Genomic DNA, 19,994 nt, shown 5'->3' with positions numbered 1-19,994 from the left:
AAGTTCTTTCCTTTACTATTTAACTGTAGAACAGGAAAAAACAAATAGTAATACTATAGGGTAAAAGGATTGTATTTTATGGGTCATTTTTTAGTATTGATAAATCAATTTTTATTTTTTCTTTCCTTGTTTCCTGACAATAAACAACCTATTGATATCTTCGCTTGTATCCAAATAATTTATACGTGACTTTATTTGCTCTTCAGTATATCCGGGTAAATTGTGATCTATCCTGTATTTTATAATTCCGTTAATGAAAGTATCAATAATTTTTTTATCAGTTTCGGAAATGTTGTTTTGTTGAAATCATTTATCCCGAGTAGATTTACATCTGTATATTCTTGCTTTACGGAAAACAATGATGGAATTTTAAGATGAATCTTTGTGAAAACTTCCTTATTAGCAACAATCACAATAAGAGGGCGAGAAGAACTATAGCTTGCCTGAATATAATTATAGATAGAATACTCTTTACCATCTATCCTTTTAGAATAGTTTGCCGTTTCACATTTTATATTTTGTGAAAAACAGTGTATCTGCACCATACAGAAAAATAAAAACATTTTCTTTTTCATCTCAATTTATATTAGCAACACAAGAAAAATCAAAATATAACTACAGAATATTAGTCTTCACAGTTGCTTAGAACTAAAAATTAACTTTCACAAATTCTATCTTCTCGGGCAAATCTTTTTCCTCTTTCATTTCACCATTCTTAAAATAGGTTTGTTTCTGCTTGACATAGAAAAAACCTTTTTTGCCTTGCTGCAATGTTTTTACTTCTTTTTCTTTAGGTTCTTTTTCGTCATAATAATAGGTTGTAACAACTATTTGTTCTTTTTTTTCATCATAAGATGAATCATAACTTTGTACAATTCTATTTTCAATCTGAATAGGAGGAGGATTATGTGGACTTATACGCATTTCAGTACTTTTCTTTAATTGATAAACAAAAGAGCCAATGTATTGCTTTCTGTTATCTCTTATTAGAACTTCAGAAAAAGAGGAATAAACTAAATGCTTTCATGTTTTCTATTTTAATTGAATCAGGTAATAACCATCCATTATGTCTAAATAATCAATCATCCATACTGTGAAATACATTTGCACTTTTTATTAATTGAGATAAACCACAGAAAAACTCTGTGGTTTATTACTTCAAATTTTTATTCAAAAGTTCTTATATACTTATAAAATTTGTTGTCAATAAGAAACAATATATCTCTTGAAAAACATTTCTTTTTGTATTTATTCTCTAAAAAAAATTTCAAATTGTAAATCCTATCTTTTTTGCTTATTACTTTGTTTAAAGGGGTAACTTTATAAGTTTCCAACGTTTTATTTGCGTCTAGTAATGAAAATATATATTCTTCATAGTATTCATTGTCTTGTTTTTCCAGCTTTAAAGAGTCACTTTTACTCACTTTAATGATACAACTTTGCGAGTACAGAAAACCCATATTGATAAAAACTAAAAGCATTAAAAATTTATTTAAAGTTCCCATATCCAGTAATTTGTGTTAAAAGTATTTATATATAAGTCTTTTTCAGATTGAGGTAACAAGTTCCATGCCCTTGTTCCTTTGAGACTGCTCATCCAAGCAACAGTTTTATATTCTACATCGGTATATTGAGTTCCATAAACTTGCTTTAAGAAATTAACAATTGTTGTAACATATTTTTCGGCCATATATTGATGTTGAAAATCTGCATCATTGGTTTTAGCTTTTACATAAGCATTGAATAGCTCAATATGTTTATGATTTTTTGCATACTCTAACAGCGTGACGTAATCAATATTTCCATTAGTATTAGCAACTGCTAATAGTTGTCTTAAAATTTCTGCATGTATTAATTCATGCATAAACGTTCCTGCTATTATGACTTTTGGTTTACTAGCCCAATCCTTATTTTGGTTGAAGACAATTTTTATCCAATAATTTACAGGTTCTGAAGTTTCAGCATCTGAATTCGGTTTCTTTGTCGGTCCAATATCAAAAATTAGATGAGCAACAGACCCTTCAGGAGTAAAATTTTTCAAAATTTTATCAAAACTTGAAGCCGTTTTAATTTTATTATAAATACCATTTAGTTTCGCATGATTTTTAAATCTAGTGGTTGGTCTTACCCTATCAGGTTCAGCCCAATCTTCCAGCAATTCATTCTGTAAGCTTCCATCTAATGGATCCGTTAAAAACCAGTCTTCGAATTGCCCCCATAAAGCAGGATCAGAACTCCCCATCAAAAACCCTTGTCCAAACTGAGAAAAATCTACTATTTTCAATGAACCCTCAAAATCCGTAAGTCCCCATGTATTATTCTGTCTTAGGTAATCAATCAGCCATAAGGTGAAACGTCTCTGGTTATCAGAGAACATAACACCCATGCTGCCTAGCAAAACACTCCCGGTATGGGGATGGTTTTGTATGTAGGTATATTGTTCGGGGCTAAGGGGAGGGAAATTATTATTTTCAAGAACGATATTAAAACAATCTTCCATAGGCACATCAACGGGCACTTCACCATTGCTTCCGCCGCCGTTGGCTCCGCTGCCTTCATAAGCTCCCATATTAGGAAACTGTGCTACAGAAAAGTTGCTGCATTTCTTCCACATTTCCAGGATATAATAAGGTTTTGTGTCTGCGGTACATCCTCCTGCCTGGTTGGGGTTATGCAGGTCCTCACTGCATCTTACTTCAATAAGATTAAGCTCGTAGGTGCAATCCTCCGATTTCCCGGCATAGCTGTTTGGGTTTCCGGATCCGGGTACCGTAATGCTGTTTTTCAGTCTAAAGGTTCCCATATATTCCCCATCCAGGGTTTCATACATTACGGTTCCGGTAAAGTTATCAATTTTATAATTTTTGGTCCGGTCTGCCGGGGTATATTCTGCCCTGAAGGCAATACTGCGCTGTTGGCTGTCTATGCTGTACACCAGCACATCGGAAGAACGGTCAGGATGCCTGATTACCGTACTATAAGAAATAACGGAATCCTTAATAATAATGGCAATCTTAGAGCTGTCTGAAAGAACAGATAACAGATCATAGCCTGTTTTGCTCAGGGTATTTTTTGCGCTGCCGGATTTCCGGGCGTCAATATACTCCTTAAAAGGGCCGGCTTCTTTCAGGGATACAATCTTCCGGGAAGGGGTATACTCGTTGTGGGTAGTCTGTTCAGACTCAAATTCTGTTCTGCAGCCCTGCAGAAATAAAAGTGATACTATGAGTATCAGGAAATTTAAATTTTTCATCAGATGGTGATTTTGTTACAAATGCAATATAAGATTATTTCCTAAAAACACAATCCCTATTTTCGGGAATTTAATTTCCGGTTATTAAGTTTATATCTGAATTTATACCTCTAAAAATATCAGATGTTACGGTTGAGTTGTCATTAACGATACAACGAGTTAGCGGATCTAATTAATCATAATTTCATAAAAAAGGCCCGGCAAAAGCCGGACCTATCCTCTACTATTCTACTTTTCCCTCTATCTTAGTGTTGGACTTTCATTTTTCTGGATAAAAGCTTTATTCTGTTCCGCTATATACGCATACCAGTTTCTTTATCGCTGCCTGATGCTATAATAAACTGACTGAGAAAGCCAGGAGAAAAAAATAAGACTTTCTTTTTCATATATTATAAATAGTTTCACTTTTAACTCTTTTGATTAATTTCATTCTAAAATTACATCAACAGAAATAAATACACAAAAACAGTCCCTCAAAAACAATGATTTTTTTACACTTTTTGTAATAAAAAATGTTATTAATAAAAAAAATAAACAACTATAAATCAGATTGTTAAAAAATAAAAGATGTTAAGTATCAAGCGTTCTTTTTTATGACCTTAAAAATCACTTTAAAATAGATTATAAAATGAATATATAAATACTTAATCCTATTTAATAAATAATATTTTCACTAAATCACACACTAAATATTAAAAATATACATATTTATTATTGAGAAAAACATAATTATGGAAACAGGCAGCCCATAGGTTTCCTTATTTTTTGCTAACTTTATTATAACCAAAAACTATACAATCAAAAAACTATTACTATGGGAAAATTTATTATTTCAAAAAGAGCAGACCATGATTTTCAGTTCAGTTTAAAAGCCGGAAACGGTCAGATTATTCTGACAAGCCAGGGATACGCTTCCAAAGCGTCCTGCCAAAACGGAATAGAGTCTGTAAAAATCCATTCTCAGGATGATTCAAAATATGAACGGAATATAGCAAAAGACAGACGGTCTTATTTTAATTTAAAAGCCGGAAACGGACAGATTATAGGAACCAGCCAGATGTATGAATCTGAAAACGGAAGGGAAAACGGCATTGGATCCGTAAAAAATAATGCTCCGACTGCTCTTGTGGAAGATGAAAGCGGTCAGTAACCTATCGGGATAAAAGATCTGAAGCCGGAAGGTGAGATGAGAAAATTGATGATAACCACTTCCGCTCTACCTTCCTCCATCTTCAGGCCTTTTGTTCTTAACTTCCTTAATCCAAACTCCGTTTAATAAAAAATAATCTTTATAAATGCCTCATGTTTTTTGAGGCATTTTTTTATTTTTGCAGTCTATATTTTCTATAGAATGACAAAAGAAGAACTGCTGCACAGAGCAATTAAAATAGCTGATAAAGCACATAAAGGACAAACAGATAAATACCACGCTCCTTATATTGCCCACGTTATGCGGGTTATGGAATACGGTAAAACCATGGATGAAAAGATCGTAGGAGTACTCCATGACGTAGTGGAAGATCATCCGGCAGAGTTCAGCTTCGATTATTTAAGAAGTGAAGGCTTCCCGGAGTATATTATTTTTGCAGTCAGCTGCCTGACCAAATTTGATCCTGAAGAGGATTATGACGAGTTTATCAAAAGAACCGAAAGATCACCTCTGGCTGTCGCTGTAAAGCTTAATGACCTCAGGGATAACATGGACCTTAGAAGAGTAAACAGGGAGCTTACTCCTAAAGATATCAAAAGATTCAATAAATATCTGAAAGCTTATCGCTATCTGATTGAAAAATATTAATCCGCTCCCGGGAAATCATAGGTTTTTGTAGGATGGTCAGTACCATCAATGTTGATGTTTAAAGCAAGATAAATAAAATGAAGATTCTTATTTCCTTTTGCTTCAAACTCACGCTGCCATAAATAGCCTGTCAGAATTCCGAAATAATCGTCAATCTGGTACCCGAAGCCTCCGTACACCCTGTTTCTTGCAAAAGTTGGTTTCATTGGGCTTACCAGGAACATCTCATCGTAAGCATTGGCGAAAATAGTTCCTTTCTTAATGGTTTTTGAATTCAGGGGAACACTTATATTCAAACGGTATCTGTAACGCATTCTTTGGGAAACTTTATCGGCAGCAGGCTCATAAAACCAGCTTTTCTCTACACGGAAACGGTTTTCAAATTTCACGATCCCTTTTTTAAAATCGATGACATCCTGAAGCCATACCCTGAATTCTTCTCTGCTTAATTTATGGTCTTTGTAGTTCACATATCTTCCCAGACCTACAAAAGGTTTATGATTCTTGGTAAGATTATATCCTATTCCTCCTTTAATTTCATAATAATCGGGATATGTGTAATCTTCATTGCCTCTAAGCTGGCCTTCTCCATAGAGGAAAAATTTGGGATGAAACTTATAGGTTAGGGTCACTGCATTGAAGCTGGAAATGTGTTCCTGTGCTTTGATAAAGGCCATACTGAAAAGTAAGCTCAGGCTTAAAAAAAGTTTCATAAAAAATTTTTGCAAAAATAGCAGATTTAACAATTTATTAATATTAATTTTCATTAATATCACCTTAACATTTATTTAATGTTAATCGTGTAAGAGAGGCCCAAATGAAACCATCGCTGCGGCATTTCCACCCCAAAGGCTTCGGTATATTTTGTGTTGGTCAGGTTATTAATCAAAACATATACGGAAAAGTCTTTTTGGGCAAAACTCAGCTTTTCATCAACAAGATTATAGGTTCCCAATCCAAGGCGTTCATTATATCTGTACACCAGTTCGTTAGTGAAATTTCTGAGAAACCGGGTTTCCAGTTTGGCAATAACCTGATGTTTCAGATTATCAAGAATATATCTCGAAACCAATTCATTGGTTGCCCCTATTTTACTGTCTATATAAGTGTATCCAACCGTATATTTCAGCCAGTCAGATACTTTATGGCTAACCTCTGCTTCAAACCCTTTCGTATCAATTTTCCCTACGTTTTGAGCATACCACACCGGATCTTTCAGGGTCTTTTTAACCCAATCTATCGAATTATTGGAATTCCTCATGAATCCGCTTATTTTAGCCAAAATTCTGCTATTCTGGAACTGATACCCAATTTCCGAGGAAACGGCATTTTCAGGAAGCAGATCAGGATTTCCCTGTTCAGTTTTACTTACATAATAAAGATCGGTAAAGGTAGGAACACGGTGTACTCTGGCAATATTTCCGTAAACTTTATGATTCAGGTTGAAGTTATATCCTACATCTAATCCCGGGTAAAAAAAGTTACCTTCTTTAGAATAGTTGGCCCACGAGATTCCCGGGCTGATGTTCAGTTTTTTATCCAATAATGAGAAATGATGCTCAAAGAATACCTGGGATACAAAACGGTTTCTTTCTCCCAGGTTATTACTTGCCAGAAGCTCCTTTCTGAGCTCGACACCCACACCGGTAGTACCAAGCGCCCACTGATAGCTGCTGTTTACCTCTCCTCCAACGTTATTCCCGATGTGCATATTGCGGTAGCCATCCGGCTTATTTCTGTCATATAGATACATATCCTGTCCTCTTCTCCAGTAAACATTTGAACTAAGCTTTACATCTCCGAATTTCTGCTGATGGGCAAGGCTTATAACAGATGCCTGAGTTTCTTCATATTGTTCGGTAGCTGCTTTAGAAGCATAAAACCCGTTGGCCCCGAATTTCTTCTCAGAAAAGCCTGCCTGTAGTTTAAGATCTCCGTTTTTGATGTTCAGTCTGCTCTGGTAAAATACATTCCTGATCTCATAATCAGTATTGTACATATAACCCTGTGAAGAAGCTGAATTAGCCTGAAGTGAGTTAGAAAACTTTTCATTTCCCATCTGTGCATTGAACCCGAATCCGTAAGTTTCGTAATCACCACCTTCCGCACTGATTTTCACCCGTTTCCCGGGATGGGTTCTGGTGATGATATTAATAGCCCCGGCATATGCATTCTGTCCGAATCTTCTGGCAGCCGGACCTTTGATGATCTCAATCTTTTCTACATCTTCCAGATCTACAGGAATGTTCATAGAATTATGCCCGGTCTGGGAATCATTCATTCTGATGCCGTTCAGAAGAAGCAAAACCTGTTCAAAAGAACTTCCCCTGAAGCCGATATCACTCTGCACCCCGTTGGCACCTCTCCTTCTGATATCCATTCCGGGGACCTGCTGAAGAATCTCATCAATACTTTTTGCAGGAGAGCTGGCAATATCTTCTTTGGTGATTACAGCAATATTCTGATTCGCACTTTTATAGGGTGTGGAAATAAATTTTCCCTGAAATTCCACATTTTCAATATCTGTGATTTTATCCTGTGCATTGCCCAAAACCATTGATCCCAGTAAAAATATACTTCCAATCTTTTTGATCATAACTATCCGTTTTTATCCTTGAAGTCAGTTTCTTTATAACGGCTTCAAAAGTAAGGGAGTTCGTTAACACAGCCAAATGATAGTTATCATAAAAACTGTAATCTAAAATTATTTCTGACCGTAATATTATATTTTTTATACAAAGCTTTATTTTGAAATTTCTGATTTTAAGAGAGAATAAAGAATAGAATCAAGTCTATTGATTGTATAAAGCAATGGATTATTATTTCAGCATATATTGAAGGCAGAAATAAAAAAGCTATCTCATAGAGACAGCTTGTGTGAGGGAGTAATTATCTTTTTCTCATTAAATGTGTAACTAGATCTCTGAAAAATTTTCTCATTTCTATATTACATATTTATGAATGCAATTTTAAATAATTTTAAAATAAAAAACAATAGCGACCTGGGAAAAATATAGTTAAAATTGTAAAGAAGACTGAAAGCAGAATAATAATATGACAACCATATAATCTTATGACTGTTAAATACTTATTTCAAAGCTCTTTCTTGATAATCTTTACAGAAGGTAAAAATTCAACCTGATTTAATTCTGTTGAAGGACCTATTTTAGCCTATTATTTTCACCAAAAATTCGTAATTTTGTGGGTCTTAATTTTACGATGAAAATAATCTTTCTTTCCCTGTTTTTTATAGGCATTTCTAAATAAAGAATATAAAAATCAAAGTAGGATTACAGAAAATTTAAGGAAGAAAAATATGGCTAAAACAACAGAAATAGATATAAAAAAGCAGATTTTCGTTAAGAATGCCCATCTTAACAATCTGAAACACATTGACGTACTGATTCCTAAAAATAAACTGATTGTAATCACGGGCGTTTCAGGAAGCGGGAAATCCTCACTGGCTTTCGACACCATCTATGCCGAAGGACAGAGAAGGTACGTTGAAAGTTTAAGCTCCTATGCCCGTCAGTTCCTTGGGAAATTAGAAAAGCCAAAGGTAGATGACATCAAAGGGCTTGCTCCTTCTATTGCCATCCAGCAGAAGGTTATTTCTTCCAACCCAAGGTCTACTGTAGGTACGTCTACCGAGATCTATGATTATATGAAACTTTTATTCGCGAGGATCGGGAAAACCTTTTCTCCCGTTTCAGGTGAAGAAGTGAAGAAAGATACGGTATCTGATGTGGTAGACTTTATCAAAGCCTCCAAAAAAGATACTTCATTCTTACTGACCGCTCCTTTGGAATATGACACAGACAACTTCAGGGAAACTCTGAATGTATTAAAACTGGCAGGATTTACCCGACTGGAAATCAGTGGAAATCTGGCCGGAATTGAAGACCTTGAAAGTTTTGGATTTCTTCCTGAAAAAGGAATGGTTATCAATCTGGTGATCGACCGTTTTTCTTACGAAGAAGATGAAAGTTTCCTTCAGCGTCTTGCCGATTCTATTCAGATGGCATTTTATGAAGGACGGGGCTACTGTTCACTGAAAAACACAGATACCGGAAAAGTCAAAGAATTTTCCAACAAATTCGAGCTGGACGGAATAGAATTTTTAGAACCGAATGTTCATTTTTTCAGTTTTAACAATCCTTACGGGGCCTGCCCTGCCTGTGAAGGATATGGAAAAGTAATCGGGATTGATGAAGATCTTGTTGTTCCGAATAAGACCCTATCCGTTTATGAAGATGCCGTTGTTTCCTGGAAAGGCGAAACGATGAGCGAATGGAAAAAAGAATTTATCAAAAAAGCAGGTGACTTCCCTATCCATAAACCTTATCATCAGTTAACCAAAGAACAGAAGAATTTTCTCTGGAAAGGTGACGGGAAAAGCAGCTTCCCCTCCATCAACAACTTTTTTAAAATGCTGGAGGAAAACCTGTACAAGATACAATACCGCGTTATGCTTTCCCGATACAGAGGAAAAACCCTATGTCCAACCTGTGAGGGGCTGAGACTTCGTGAGGAAACAAGCTGGGTAAAAATTGACGGACACAATATTCAATCGATGATTGAACTTCCATTGGATGAATTATTTCCGCTAATACAGGACCTTAAACTTTCTGAACATGACCAGGAAATAGCAAAAAGACTGATGTACGAAATCACTACACGTATTGAGTTTCTATTAAAAGTTGGCCTGGGCTATTTAACTCTCAACAGAACTTCCAATACGTTATCAGGTGGTGAAAGTCAGAGAATTAATCTGGCAACCAGTCTGGGGAGCTCATTGGTAGGATCAATCTATATTCTGGATGAACCTTCTATCGGGCTTCATTCAAGGGATACAGAAAACCTCATCGGTGTTTTAAAAAACCTCAGAGACTTAGGAAACACAGTGATTGTAGTGGAACACGACGAAGACGTTATGAGGGAAGCCGATTATATCATTGACATTGGCCCGGAGGCAGGCTATCTTGGTGGTGAGCTGGTGTTTGCCGGAGATTATACAGATCTTAAAAATGCTGATACCCTTACATCAAAATACCTTACCGGAAGACTGGAAATTGAAGTCCCTGAAAAAAGAAGAAAGGCCAAAGAATGGATTCACATTAAAGGAGCAAGACAGAATAACCTTAAAAATATAGATGTAGACGTTCCTCTGGAAAGCCTTGTCGTTATTTCGGGGGTTTCCGGAAGCGGAAAATCCACCCTGATGAAGGAAATCTTAACCAATGACATCCAGATTCAGCTTGGAATGGGGGGTAAAAAAGGAGATTACGATTCTGTAGAATTCCCTAAAAGACTGATCAAAAATATTGAACTGATTGATCAGAACCCGATCGGAAAATCTTCGCGTTCCAATCCTGTAACCTACCTTAAAGCCTATGACGACATAAGAGATCTTTTCGCTAAGCAGAAAGTTGCTAAAATGATGGGTTATAAGCCAAAACATTTCTCTTTCAATGTAGATGGCGGACGATGCGACGAATGTAAAGGAGAAGGTGTGATCAATGTATCCATGCAGTTTATGGCTGATATTGAACTGGAATGTGAAGTATGTAAAGGGACAAGATTTAAAAGTGAAATCCTCGAAGTAAAATTCGATGAAAAAAACATTTCCGATATTCTTCATATGACCGTAAATGAGGCATTGGAGTTCTTTAAAGATAACAATGAAGAAAAGATCGTTACCAAATTAAGGCCGCTGCAGGATGTAGGGCTAGGTTACCTTCAGCTTGGTCAAAGCTCATCTACCCTTTCAGGTGGTGAAGCACAACGTGTAAAACTGGCTTCATTCCTTGTAAAAGGAGTAACCACTGATAAGACCCTGTTTATCTTTGATGAACCTTCTACCGGACTGCATTTCCATGATATTCAAAAGCTGCTTAAATCTCTGCAGGCTCTGATTGATCTGGGACATTCGGTAATTGTTATTGAACACCAGCCGGATATTATCAAATGCGCAGACCATATTATTGACATTGGCCCGGAAGCAGGAAAGCACGGTGGAGAAGTTGTTTTTTCAGGAACTCCGGAAGAATTGGCGAAGAATAAAAAATCCCACACAGCTAAATATATCAGGGAAAAACTTGAAAGCTAAATATAAACAGAGAATCAAAAAAAATGATTCTCTGTTTTTTATTGAAACGATCTTAAAGATTATACAAAAACGGACTTTGCTTTATAAAATCCTTTTCTTCAATCTGAGAGACCAGAAACTCTGCCAGATCTGCTGCACCTATTCCCTCTCCTTTACAGTCCTCAAGGTTTGTTTCTGTCTTAAAATGTTGTTCGGTAAGCCTTATTAATGGCAGCCTTACCAAAGTCCAGTCCAGATTGCTTTCCGAAAGAAGTTCATATTCTTTTTGTTTGTCCTGAGTAGTTTCTGTATAATTCTGATACATCCAGTCAGTAGCCATACTAACTCTTTCACTCTTCACGTCGAAAGGTGTATTTACGCTCAAACCCGTTGTTGCAATGTATCTTTTTACCTGATTAAGATTCATCGCTCCGATAATATTGTGTGCAGCATCACTGAATATGGAACGCTCCCCTTTGGGTTGTCCCAGTGTGCTGATAACTGCACGGCAGCCTTTAACCAGCCTGTTAATGGAATTAAAATCTCTTGCGTCACCTTGTATCGTTTCGATCAGAGGATGGGCTAAAGTAAAAAAATCAGGATTTCTCAGTAACAATTTCACCGGATATCCCTCTTTAATAAGTTTTTGCACCAGAAATCGCCCTGATTTTCCGGTTCCGCCAATAACGGCAATTGTATTGGATTTCATAATGATTCGTTTAATTTAAAATGACAGAAAGTATTTTTTTCTTTATGATACTTCTGTTAAAAAAATAAGAAATAACAGGCTCAGGGAATCTGAACCTTATGTTTTCAGGTACAGTGTACATCTGAAATGTGGATAATATTTACAAATCGAGTTTGATGATTTAAAGATAGTAAAATTTCCAGATTTCATTCAGGATTCAGGAGTCACTAATGAAAATACCGTAAATTTTAACATTTAATTTATATATCGTATTAAAAATATCACTACATTTACTATGTAATACAACTGAAGTGAAAACATTTTTTGTCTTTTTCAGCTTTGAAATTGCAATTAAATTTGAAATAAAAATTTAAGCACAGCATTGTCGGCTGTGCTTTTTTATTGTTGTCTAATTAAAAAAATGAGATGTATTATCTATTGGATCCGCTTCTAAAGAGCGGATTCTTTTTTATTTGTCAGGACTAAGCATATCTGAACCAGAAAAAATAATCAGATAGACCATATGTTTTAAAAGGATATTTTACATAATTTATTAATAAAATATTATTTTTTAACTAAAAATAGTCTATTTAAAATTATATTTTAAACCAAATTTTTAAATAGATAAAACATTGTCCTGCGCCCTGTTCATCCTTCTTTTCAACAAAAAAACAGAATAAAATTCATTAATAATTGAATTATATTAAATATTTCACGTTAATTAGATTTGTTTTGTATTAAAAATTATTATATATTGGATAAAAGTTACCGCTTTGTTTTTTTTAGTGCCCTTCATGTTCACTTAAGAATGATGAGACTTCATTATGTTGAACAGGTTCATTTACTGTATCGTGAATTAAGCCTTCCTGCTTAAAGACCACCAGTAAAGAACTTCTGAAACGGGGCTTATTGCCCTTGTAATTCCGTTTCTTTAACCTTTTTCCAGTCCTTTCAAAAGGCCTGCTATTAAACTTGCTGCCATTTTTTCCCAGAATACATATCGGTATTGCGGTTATTCATCCTATACCAATATCAGCATAGAACAACCAACTAAACCCAATATTTTATGAAACAAAAACTACTTTTATTATTACTCAGCTTTTTTACACTGGGTATGCATGCACAAACAGAAGAAAACATGGAGGGATTCAGCCAGAAAATGGCAGAACCGTTTATGAAACTTGAACGGGAGAAGATACCCCATGGTATTTTGCTCGATTACGCCTGGGGACTAACTGATATAGAACAATATAACAGTGAAAAAATACAGGAAATAGACATTCACATTTATGGAAGCGTGTATAAAGAACTCTTTTTCAGGAGTTATTCACGAAAACGGACTAAGAAACCTCCCTACCATGCAGGAAATGGCTGCCAGATGGGTAAGCTACAGGAAAGAATACAACAATGAGGAAAGTACAGCTCCTACACTTGTTCTTTCGGGGCTTTATGCAAAATTCTCCAAGTTTGCAATGAACGCTTATAATGAAAACAAAATAACAATAGAAAACCAGCAGTTTAAAGATGTTTACAGCAACGGCGTATGGCAGAATCCTTATCAGGAAGATGAAATATTTGTTCTTACTGCACCCATCAACCGGATGAATTCTTTAAAATTCAATGTTGTTCTGCCTAAAGAGCTTTTGCTGGGAAATGCATCAGAAGAAATACAGTCTATTTCTGCTGATTTCGGAGGAGGTCATCCACAGCAGATCTTAAGGTTAGATGAGCCCATAACACTTAATTATGCTACAGAAGGTAAATACAGCTGGTCTTTTTCGGTAAACTTAACCTCCGGAAAGATCAAACGAATTAAATTTCCTATAGAAATTATCGGCGAGATCGGAGGTCTGTTCGGGGATCTGAACAATATTAAAATCAACAATGGAAAACATAGTGCAACCCTACGCATAGATTACATCAACGACAATGACAAACGTATTACACGCCCGCTTATTGTTGCTGAAGGATTTGATTTAAGCAGTGCCCTGACTCCTGAAAAAGTAGGCGGAGATCTTTCTCTTTCTAATTTTAAAACAAGTCTAAATGCTTCTCCCGAGCTGAAGAATATTTTACTAAACAACCAGAAATACGATATTATCTATGTTGACTGGCGCAATGGCATAGGCGATATCAGACAGAATGCCGAAACCCTGAAAAAGATTATAAAATATGTAAACAATCAGAAAGCAGCCAATGGCAGCACCGCACCTAATGTGCTTCTGGGACAAAGCATGGGCGGATTGGTCAGCAAATATGCATTGGTAAAACTGGAACAGGAAAACTACAATCATCAGGTAAGTTTATTCATTGCCCACGATTCGCCGCTTAATGGCGCCAATATTCCTGTAGGTGCCCAGTATATGCTGCGCCATGCCAACGAGCTATACTCTTCCAACCCGTTCCTGCATGCATTGGGAGATCATGTGGTTCCATTTATTCTTGATATTATAGGACTGTTCAACCAGAATTTCATTACCGACTTTGGAGGCAGCGATGTGTTAACGATTGTAGACTGCCCTGCTGCCCTGCAAATGACTAAAAATTATATCGCGCCCAACTGGCAGCTCAACACTTCTTATCATCAGAACTGGCAAAATGAATTTGACGCCCTCGGATACCCTTCACAAAGCCGTAATGTAGCGATCAGCAATGGAAATATGTGCGGTATGAACCAGGGCTTTAGTGCGGGGGACAACCTTTTCCGTTTTCAGGAAGAAACAGCTTCATTAAACGAACTTAACAGTACTTTAATTAACCTTTCCATGACGTTCTGGGGAGCAACCACCAATAACCTTGGTCTTGTATTATTCTCAACCATTCCTCTTCCTTCTCAGGTGCGTGCTGATTTCCAGATCAAAACGATCCCTGAGACCACTAATAGCGACAGGGAAGTTTACCGGGGTATCCTTAAATACGATAAAAAATTCAGAGTAAATTGGCTGGGGATCAATTGGACAATCACCTATGATGTAACCAATAAAAGAGGTTATATCGGCAATACGATACTTCCTACTGAAAATCTTGCGGGAGGTTATTATAAGGCAGATATAGATTCTGATTATATCATAAATCCTGTCTTTAATTTTATACCGGTACCAAGTGCTTTGGCCATTAAAAGAACGAATGCCAGTTTAACGCTGCAGGATTATAAGAGATCATACGCCAGCAGTAACCTGCAAGGCAGCGGACTCACCTCTCCCTTCCATGAATTTATTGCAGAATCAAACAATAATTTCAAACATATCAGTTTTAGTGATAAAACCGGAGGTTTCCTGGGAAATGAGCTATCACAGCTGCTGAGTAACAGTACCAATTACAGCAGTACAGACTGCTCGGCATTTTGCGGAGATATGATCATAGCCGGCGCCAGCAGAGTATGTTCCGGAGTGAACCAAACCTACAGCATTCCCGCCATCAATGTTCCTGGTGTGACTATTACCTGGATGGTAGGAAACGGCCTTCAGATGGTTTCCGGACAGGGAACATCCACCATCACGGTGAAAGTAAATCCAAACTCAACATATCACGGAGTAAGCATAATAACAGTTATCGTCAATTCAGGAGGTACCTGTGGTAAAAGAAGCTCTATAACAGCAGTAATGGTAGGAGGACCTGCTCAGCCTGCGGATATCTACGGACCATCAACCATCACTGTTTTCCCAATGCCAAATGGCAATCCTCCTATATCTACCATATTAACATATGAAGTAGACCCTGTACAGAATGCTACTCACTATGAATGGCAATTACCCGGCAACTTCCAGACGGTTCAGAGTTTCTCCACAACTCCTGCGAACTGGGAATTGTTAGCCAGTACTGCTAACCAGAATTTAATTAAGGTAAAAAGTAATAATGCAACCAATGGAACAGTGAAGGTAAGAGCCTGTAACACGTGTGGCTGCTCAGCCTTTAAAGAGCTGCCTGTCACCATAAAATACAACAACGGAGGAGGCTTCGGAATTACCCCGAATCCAGCCGACCATCAGATTCAGTTGTATCTTCTTGACAGCAACAACCGCCCTGAATTCATAAATAACCAGACGGATGTTACGATTTACGACATGAATTCACAGATCAGAAAACGCTTCAAGATCACAAGCACTGGCGGCACAACCAGTGTCTCTGAGCTCGCAACCGGTATTTATAAAGTACAGGTTGATATGCAGAATGGAAATTACCAGATCATTAACCTGAGTATTTCCAGAAACTAAAACCAGACTATCATAAAACTAAGCAACCGGATGCCAGGCATCCGGTTTTTATATTTCTATACAGAGAATACTTGAGCTTTTCGGAGCTCCTTACAGTTGAAAATAACTTCCAACATACTTTTATTGTAGTCCCACCAGGGATCGAACCTGGATCTAAAGTTTAGGAAACTTCTATTCTATCCATTGAACTATGGGACCTGTAAATGTTTAAAATTACAAATTATTTAAATAAAATCCACCTATTCCATTTCAGTACGGTCAACTTTATAAGAAATAGTCAAGAATATCGTCAACGGTCCCAATTCCGCGATCGTAGGAAACAGATTTTTCTCTCAGCACAAAAAGAAAAGCACCTATTCCCGTTCTGTTGATGGTCTTATTTCACGCCTAAAATAATAACTAGGACAAGAACAATATCGAAGCTGATAAGGTTTTAACGTAAACAACGTCGCATAAATCTTTGGAAAACCAGGCTCACATCTATACAGAAATTTAACATGAAAATAAATGACTATGGTAAAAAATAATTTCATTCTTCCCTTACAATTGATACCAGAAAATATCAGTATATTGCTTTAAATATGGGAAAAGAATTAACGCTGCAGCAATTACAGCGTGCAACATTGGAATGTCAGGGATTAACAAAACCTTATCCGTTCGGGAAAGGAAAAAAAGCAGTACTCCACGCTTTGGAGCATCTGGGGTATGTACAGATTGATACCCTCTCAATGGTTGAACGTGCCCATCATCATACACTCTGGACAAGGATTCCGGATTATCAGCCGGATTATCTGGATGAGCTGGTAGAAGAGCGTAAAGTTTTTGAGTACTGGTTTCATGCAGCTTCCTATCTTCCTATGAGGGATTTCCGTTTTGTTTTACCCAAAATGTACAGCATCAGGCGCAGTGATTCTCATTATTATAAGGCAGATCCGAAGGTAATGCAGCATGTTTTGAATGTGATCCGTACTGAAGGTCCTAAAAGGGCAAGAGATTTTGAGAGTGAAACCAAAAAGCCCGGCAGCTGGTGGAACTGGAAACCTACAAAATTAGCTTTAGAAAGGCTTTTCATGCAGGGAGACCTAATGATCTGCGGACGGAACGGCATGCAGAAAATGTATGATATCTGCGAGAGAGTACTGCCCCAAACCGTTGATACCACAGAGCCTTCTCCGATGGAAATGGCAGAATATCTTGTAAAAACCCATCTTCGGGCTTATGGCTTTACCACATTAAAGCAGATTACCCATCTCAGGAAAGGGGAAACACTGAAGAAAAATATCAATGAGGTTTTACAGTCTATGCTTCAGGAAGGAAGCATTCAGAAGATAGAGATTGAAGGCATGTCATCTGTCTTTATACAGAATAACCTATTAGAAAAAACATTTAAAAAACCTACTTCAGGAATACATCTGCTATCCCCTTTTGACAATTCTATTATTCACAGAGACCGCATCAGCCAGGTTTTCAATTTTGACTTCCGTCTTGAATGCTACACTCCACAGGAAAAAAGACAGTACGGATATTTCTGTCTTCCTATCCTGTCCGGCAATACCTTTATCGGCCGTGTAGACTGCAAAGCTCACAGAAGAGACAGGCGGCTTGAACTCATCCATCTGCATATTGAAAATACCCGTATCAATACGGAAGTATGGCTGAACCCTTTTATTGAATCTGTAAGACGTTTTGCTGTGTTTAACGGTTGTGAATTGACAGATCTCACAAAAGTCAGTCCGGCAGAGTTTACTGAAACCATCAGCTCCGCACTGAATTCGCACGAATAACAGTCGATTGATCAGATCATCCTATTCTGACGTCCTGCTTCTATATCAAGTTCGATATTGACAGTTGTTCCTTCATTTTCAGCAGATGTGATATCCATCGTTCCTTTGAGGTAAGCAATCCTGTTTTTTATATTGCTAAAACCAATTCCCGGGCTTTTTTCAATCAGGCGGGTATCAAATCCTACCCCGTCATCCTCTGCCGTGATGTAAAACCTGTTATGATTCTGGCTGCACTGCAGGATGATATGGGAAGGGCTGCCGTGACGTACAGCATTGGAAAGAAGCTCCTGAACAATACGATAAATATGCATCTGTGTGGCGGCCGGAATATTTTCACTGATATCTATAGCCTGGAAGTCAATCTCAGTTTCATCACTCTGCAGTAATTCACAAAGGTCGCGCAAGGCAGTTTCCAACCCGATTTTCAAAAGACTTTCAGGCATCATATTTCGGGCAATACGCCTGAGTTCTGTAACAGATTCATCCAGCCTGCTGATGACCGTGTTCAGATTATGATATTCTGATTGAGATTGTTGGGAAAGATTCATTTTGATTCCTGCCAGCATTCCTCCCAAGCCATCGTGCAGGTCACGCCCTATCCGCTGGCGCTCACGCTCTTCTGCTCCCAACATGGCCTGAACAAGAGTCAGCCGGTGCTGGTTTTCCATTTCTTTTAAATGCTGTTCATGGTTAATTTCCTTTTGTTTCGCCAGCTTTTTTGCACTTTTATAATAATAGGCCAGAAAAAAGACTCCTACCAGAAGTGTGGTAACTGCTATTCCTAATATCCAGCTGGTCAGTTTCTGATTTTTACTGTTCAGCGCATTTTGCTTTTTATCTGCCTGAAGCCGGGCTATTGTTTTTTCTTTTTCAGAGTTTTTAAATTTCGCTTCTATTTCTGCAATATCTTCATCGGAACGGGCTACATGCAGGCTGTCACTCAATGAGCTGTATTTCAACTGCCATTGATAAGCCTCAGCATTATGACCTAACGCGTGAGAAACCTTAGCCATCTGCCCATATACTTCTTTTCTGTTATCCAGATCTGCCATATACCGGCTGCTGAGCATCACCTGATTCAGCATTTTTTTAGCCTGGTCAAACTGTTTGGTATCAAAAAGAAGGCCGAGACGGTATCTCACAAGATCACTTTCCAGATAAGTATCTTCAATGCTCTTTGCAAATTCTATCCCTTTGTCATAATAGCGGATAGCTTCATCATGCTTTCCTGCCTTTTCGAAATAATTACCTGTTACTTTATAATAATCTCCGTAATCTGAAGATTCCGGGTTTTTGGCCAGTATTTTCCATGCTTCATCCAGTCTGGATTTGGCTTGAGGAAGCTTTTTGCCATAAACAAATGCTTCAGCGGAATAGATATAAGCTCTCACCAGAATATTGCTATTGGCCGGAAGGCTTCTTTTCATCTCAATGATCCTGGAAAAATACTCTTCTGCATTCTCCAATTGGTCTGAATTCATCAGCAGGATTCCCACCTGTGAATAAAACATAGCCAGAGAATCTTTTTTTCCACTTTTTTTGATCAGGGGAATCACTTTGCTGATGATAATTTCCAGGGCTTTCTTCTCGTCATTCACTTTCTGGGCATTGATCGCTTCACTGTACCAGGATCTGGCCAGCGTGTAGTAAGCATCTGAAGTATGAAATAGGGACAGCAGTGAATCGGCCTTATGAAGCGCTTTACGGGTTTTAACGGGATCTGTATCCAGATATACTTCAATGACACTGCTGTAGTAAATCCCAAGCAGGAAACGGTTATTTTTAAAGCAGGACCTTCCCTCAGCCAGATATTTTTCCGCTTTATTCTGATCTCTTTTTACGGCCCAGTAATGAGCGAGCTGAAAGGCTGTCCTGGCTTTTGCACTGTCATTTTTCTGATTCCTGAATGCTGTATAAAGACTGTCATGATAAGCCTTGTGATTAAGAGGCAGCTGTGCTTTGTACAAAAGTCCGGTAAAAATTACCATCATCAGAAAACTTATTTTTTGTAAGAACATTACGGATCTGCGCGGTTGTGCTGAATTATTTTTTAGGCTGCTCTTCATGTCCGGTATAGATAGTTTTATTAGCAGTACTTTTTTATCACTGTATTGAGAACTAAAAATCTCTACTCAAAAATACAATAAGAATCAATACATCATCTATTTT

12 protein-coding genes and 1 tRNA gene are annotated in these 19,994 nt (G+C 37.4%); 6 read left to right on the top strand and 7 right to left on the bottom strand.

Annotation, left to right across the window (positions count from 1 at the left end; all coding sequences use genetic code 11):
* Window positions 1-648: 648 nt before the first annotated feature.
* Window positions 649-924 carry a hypothetical protein gene (locus tag AOB46_RS10980; protein WP_062699231.1) on the bottom strand — a complete coding sequence of 92 codons (276 nt, stop codon included), beginning with the start codon at window positions 922-924 and terminating at the stop codon, window positions 649-651.
* 568 nt (window positions 925-1,492) lie between these two features.
* Window positions 1,493-3,253, bottom strand: coding sequence for a hypothetical protein (locus tag AOB46_RS10970; protein ID WP_062699229.1), 1,761 nt, complete (start codon window positions 3,251-3,253; stop codon window positions 1,493-1,495).
* An 814-nt stretch (window positions 3,254-4,067) separates the two neighbouring features.
* Here AOB46_RS10970 and AOB46_RS10965 point away from each other — a divergent pair.
* Window positions 4,068-4,403 carry a YegP family protein gene (locus tag AOB46_RS10965; RefSeq protein WP_062699227.1) on the top strand — a complete coding sequence of 112 codons (336 nt, stop codon included), beginning with the start codon at window positions 4,068-4,070 and terminating at the stop codon, window positions 4,401-4,403.
* A 201-nt stretch (window positions 4,404-4,604) separates the two neighbouring features.
* Window positions 4,605-5,051, top strand: coding sequence for a phosphohydrolase (locus tag AOB46_RS10960; RefSeq protein ID WP_062699225.1), 447 nt, complete (start codon window positions 4,605-4,607; stop codon window positions 5,049-5,051).
* Here AOB46_RS10960 and AOB46_RS10955 read toward each other — a convergent pair.
* Window positions 5,048-5,764 (bottom strand): DUF2490 domain-containing protein, encoded by a 717-nt coding sequence (locus AOB46_RS10955; protein WP_062699223.1) that lies wholly within the window; start codon window positions 5,762-5,764, stop codon window positions 5,048-5,050. The two genes, AOB46_RS10960 and AOB46_RS10955, sit on opposite strands and share 4 nt — an antisense overlap.
* 71 nt (window positions 5,765-5,835) lie before the next feature.
* On the bottom strand, window positions 5,836-7,647 hold the full coding sequence (locus AOB46_RS10950) for a TonB-dependent receptor plug domain-containing protein (protein WP_062699221.1): 1,812 nt from the start codon (window positions 7,645-7,647) through the stop codon (window positions 5,836-5,838).
* A 720-nt stretch (window positions 7,648-8,367) separates the two neighbouring features.
* Here AOB46_RS10950 and uvrA point away from each other — a divergent pair.
* Window positions 8,368-11,160, top strand: a complete 2,793-nt coding sequence (uvrA, locus tag AOB46_RS10945) for an excinuclease ABC subunit UvrA (RefSeq protein ID WP_062699219.1) — start codon at window positions 8,368-8,370, stop codon at window positions 11,158-11,160.
* Window positions 11,161-11,212: 52 nt separating this feature from the next.
* Here the strand turns inward: uvrA and AOB46_RS10940 are convergent, their stop codons facing one another.
* Window positions 11,213-11,848, bottom strand: a complete 636-nt coding sequence (locus AOB46_RS10940) for an NAD(P)-dependent oxidoreductase (protein ID WP_062699217.1) — start codon at window positions 11,846-11,848, stop codon at window positions 11,213-11,215.
* A gap of 1,045 nt (window positions 11,849-12,893) precedes the next feature.
* Between AOB46_RS10940 and AOB46_RS23640 the strand changes: the two genes are divergently transcribed.
* The gene (locus AOB46_RS23640) at window positions 12,894-13,238 is read left to right on the top strand and encodes a hypothetical protein (protein WP_062699215.1); all 345 of its coding nucleotides are present in this window, start codon (window positions 12,894-12,896) and stop codon (window positions 13,236-13,238) included.
* The gene (locus AOB46_RS10930) at window positions 13,186-16,041 is read left to right on the top strand and encodes a T9SS type A sorting domain-containing protein (RefSeq protein WP_062699214.1); all 2,856 of its coding nucleotides are present in this window, start codon (window positions 13,186-13,188) and stop codon (window positions 16,039-16,041) included. Before AOB46_RS23640 ends, AOB46_RS10930 begins: the two co-directional genes overlap by 53 nt.
* 126 nt (window positions 16,042-16,167) lie before the next feature.
* Here the strand turns inward: AOB46_RS10930 and AOB46_RS10925 are convergent.
* A tRNA-Arg gene (locus AOB46_RS10925) sits at window positions 16,168-16,239 on the bottom strand.
* A 383-nt stretch (window positions 16,240-16,622) separates the two neighbouring features.
* On the opposite strand from AOB46_RS10925, the gene AOB46_RS10920 reads away from it, so the two are divergent.
* Window positions 16,623-17,825 (top strand): winged helix-turn-helix domain-containing protein, encoded by a 1,203-nt coding sequence (locus AOB46_RS10920; protein ID WP_062699212.1) that lies wholly within the window; start codon window positions 16,623-16,625, stop codon window positions 17,823-17,825.
* 11 nt (window positions 17,826-17,836) lie between these two features.
* On the opposite strand, the gene AOB46_RS10915 is transcribed toward AOB46_RS10920, so the two are convergent.
* Window positions 17,837-19,816 (bottom strand): sensor histidine kinase, encoded by a 1,980-nt coding sequence (locus tag AOB46_RS10915; RefSeq protein WP_185113864.1) that lies wholly within the window; start codon window positions 19,814-19,816, stop codon window positions 17,837-17,839.
* Between the last annotated feature and the right edge of the window lie 178 nt (window positions 19,817-19,994).

Source organism: Chryseobacterium indologenes (assembly GCF_001295265.1).
In the GTDB taxonomy this organism is placed as follows: Bacteria; Bacteroidota; Bacteroidia; order Flavobacteriales; family Weeksellaceae; genus Chryseobacterium; species Chryseobacterium indologenes_A.
Note: the sequence above shows the minus strand (reverse complement) of the source record. Positions and strands in the feature narration are given on the sequence as shown.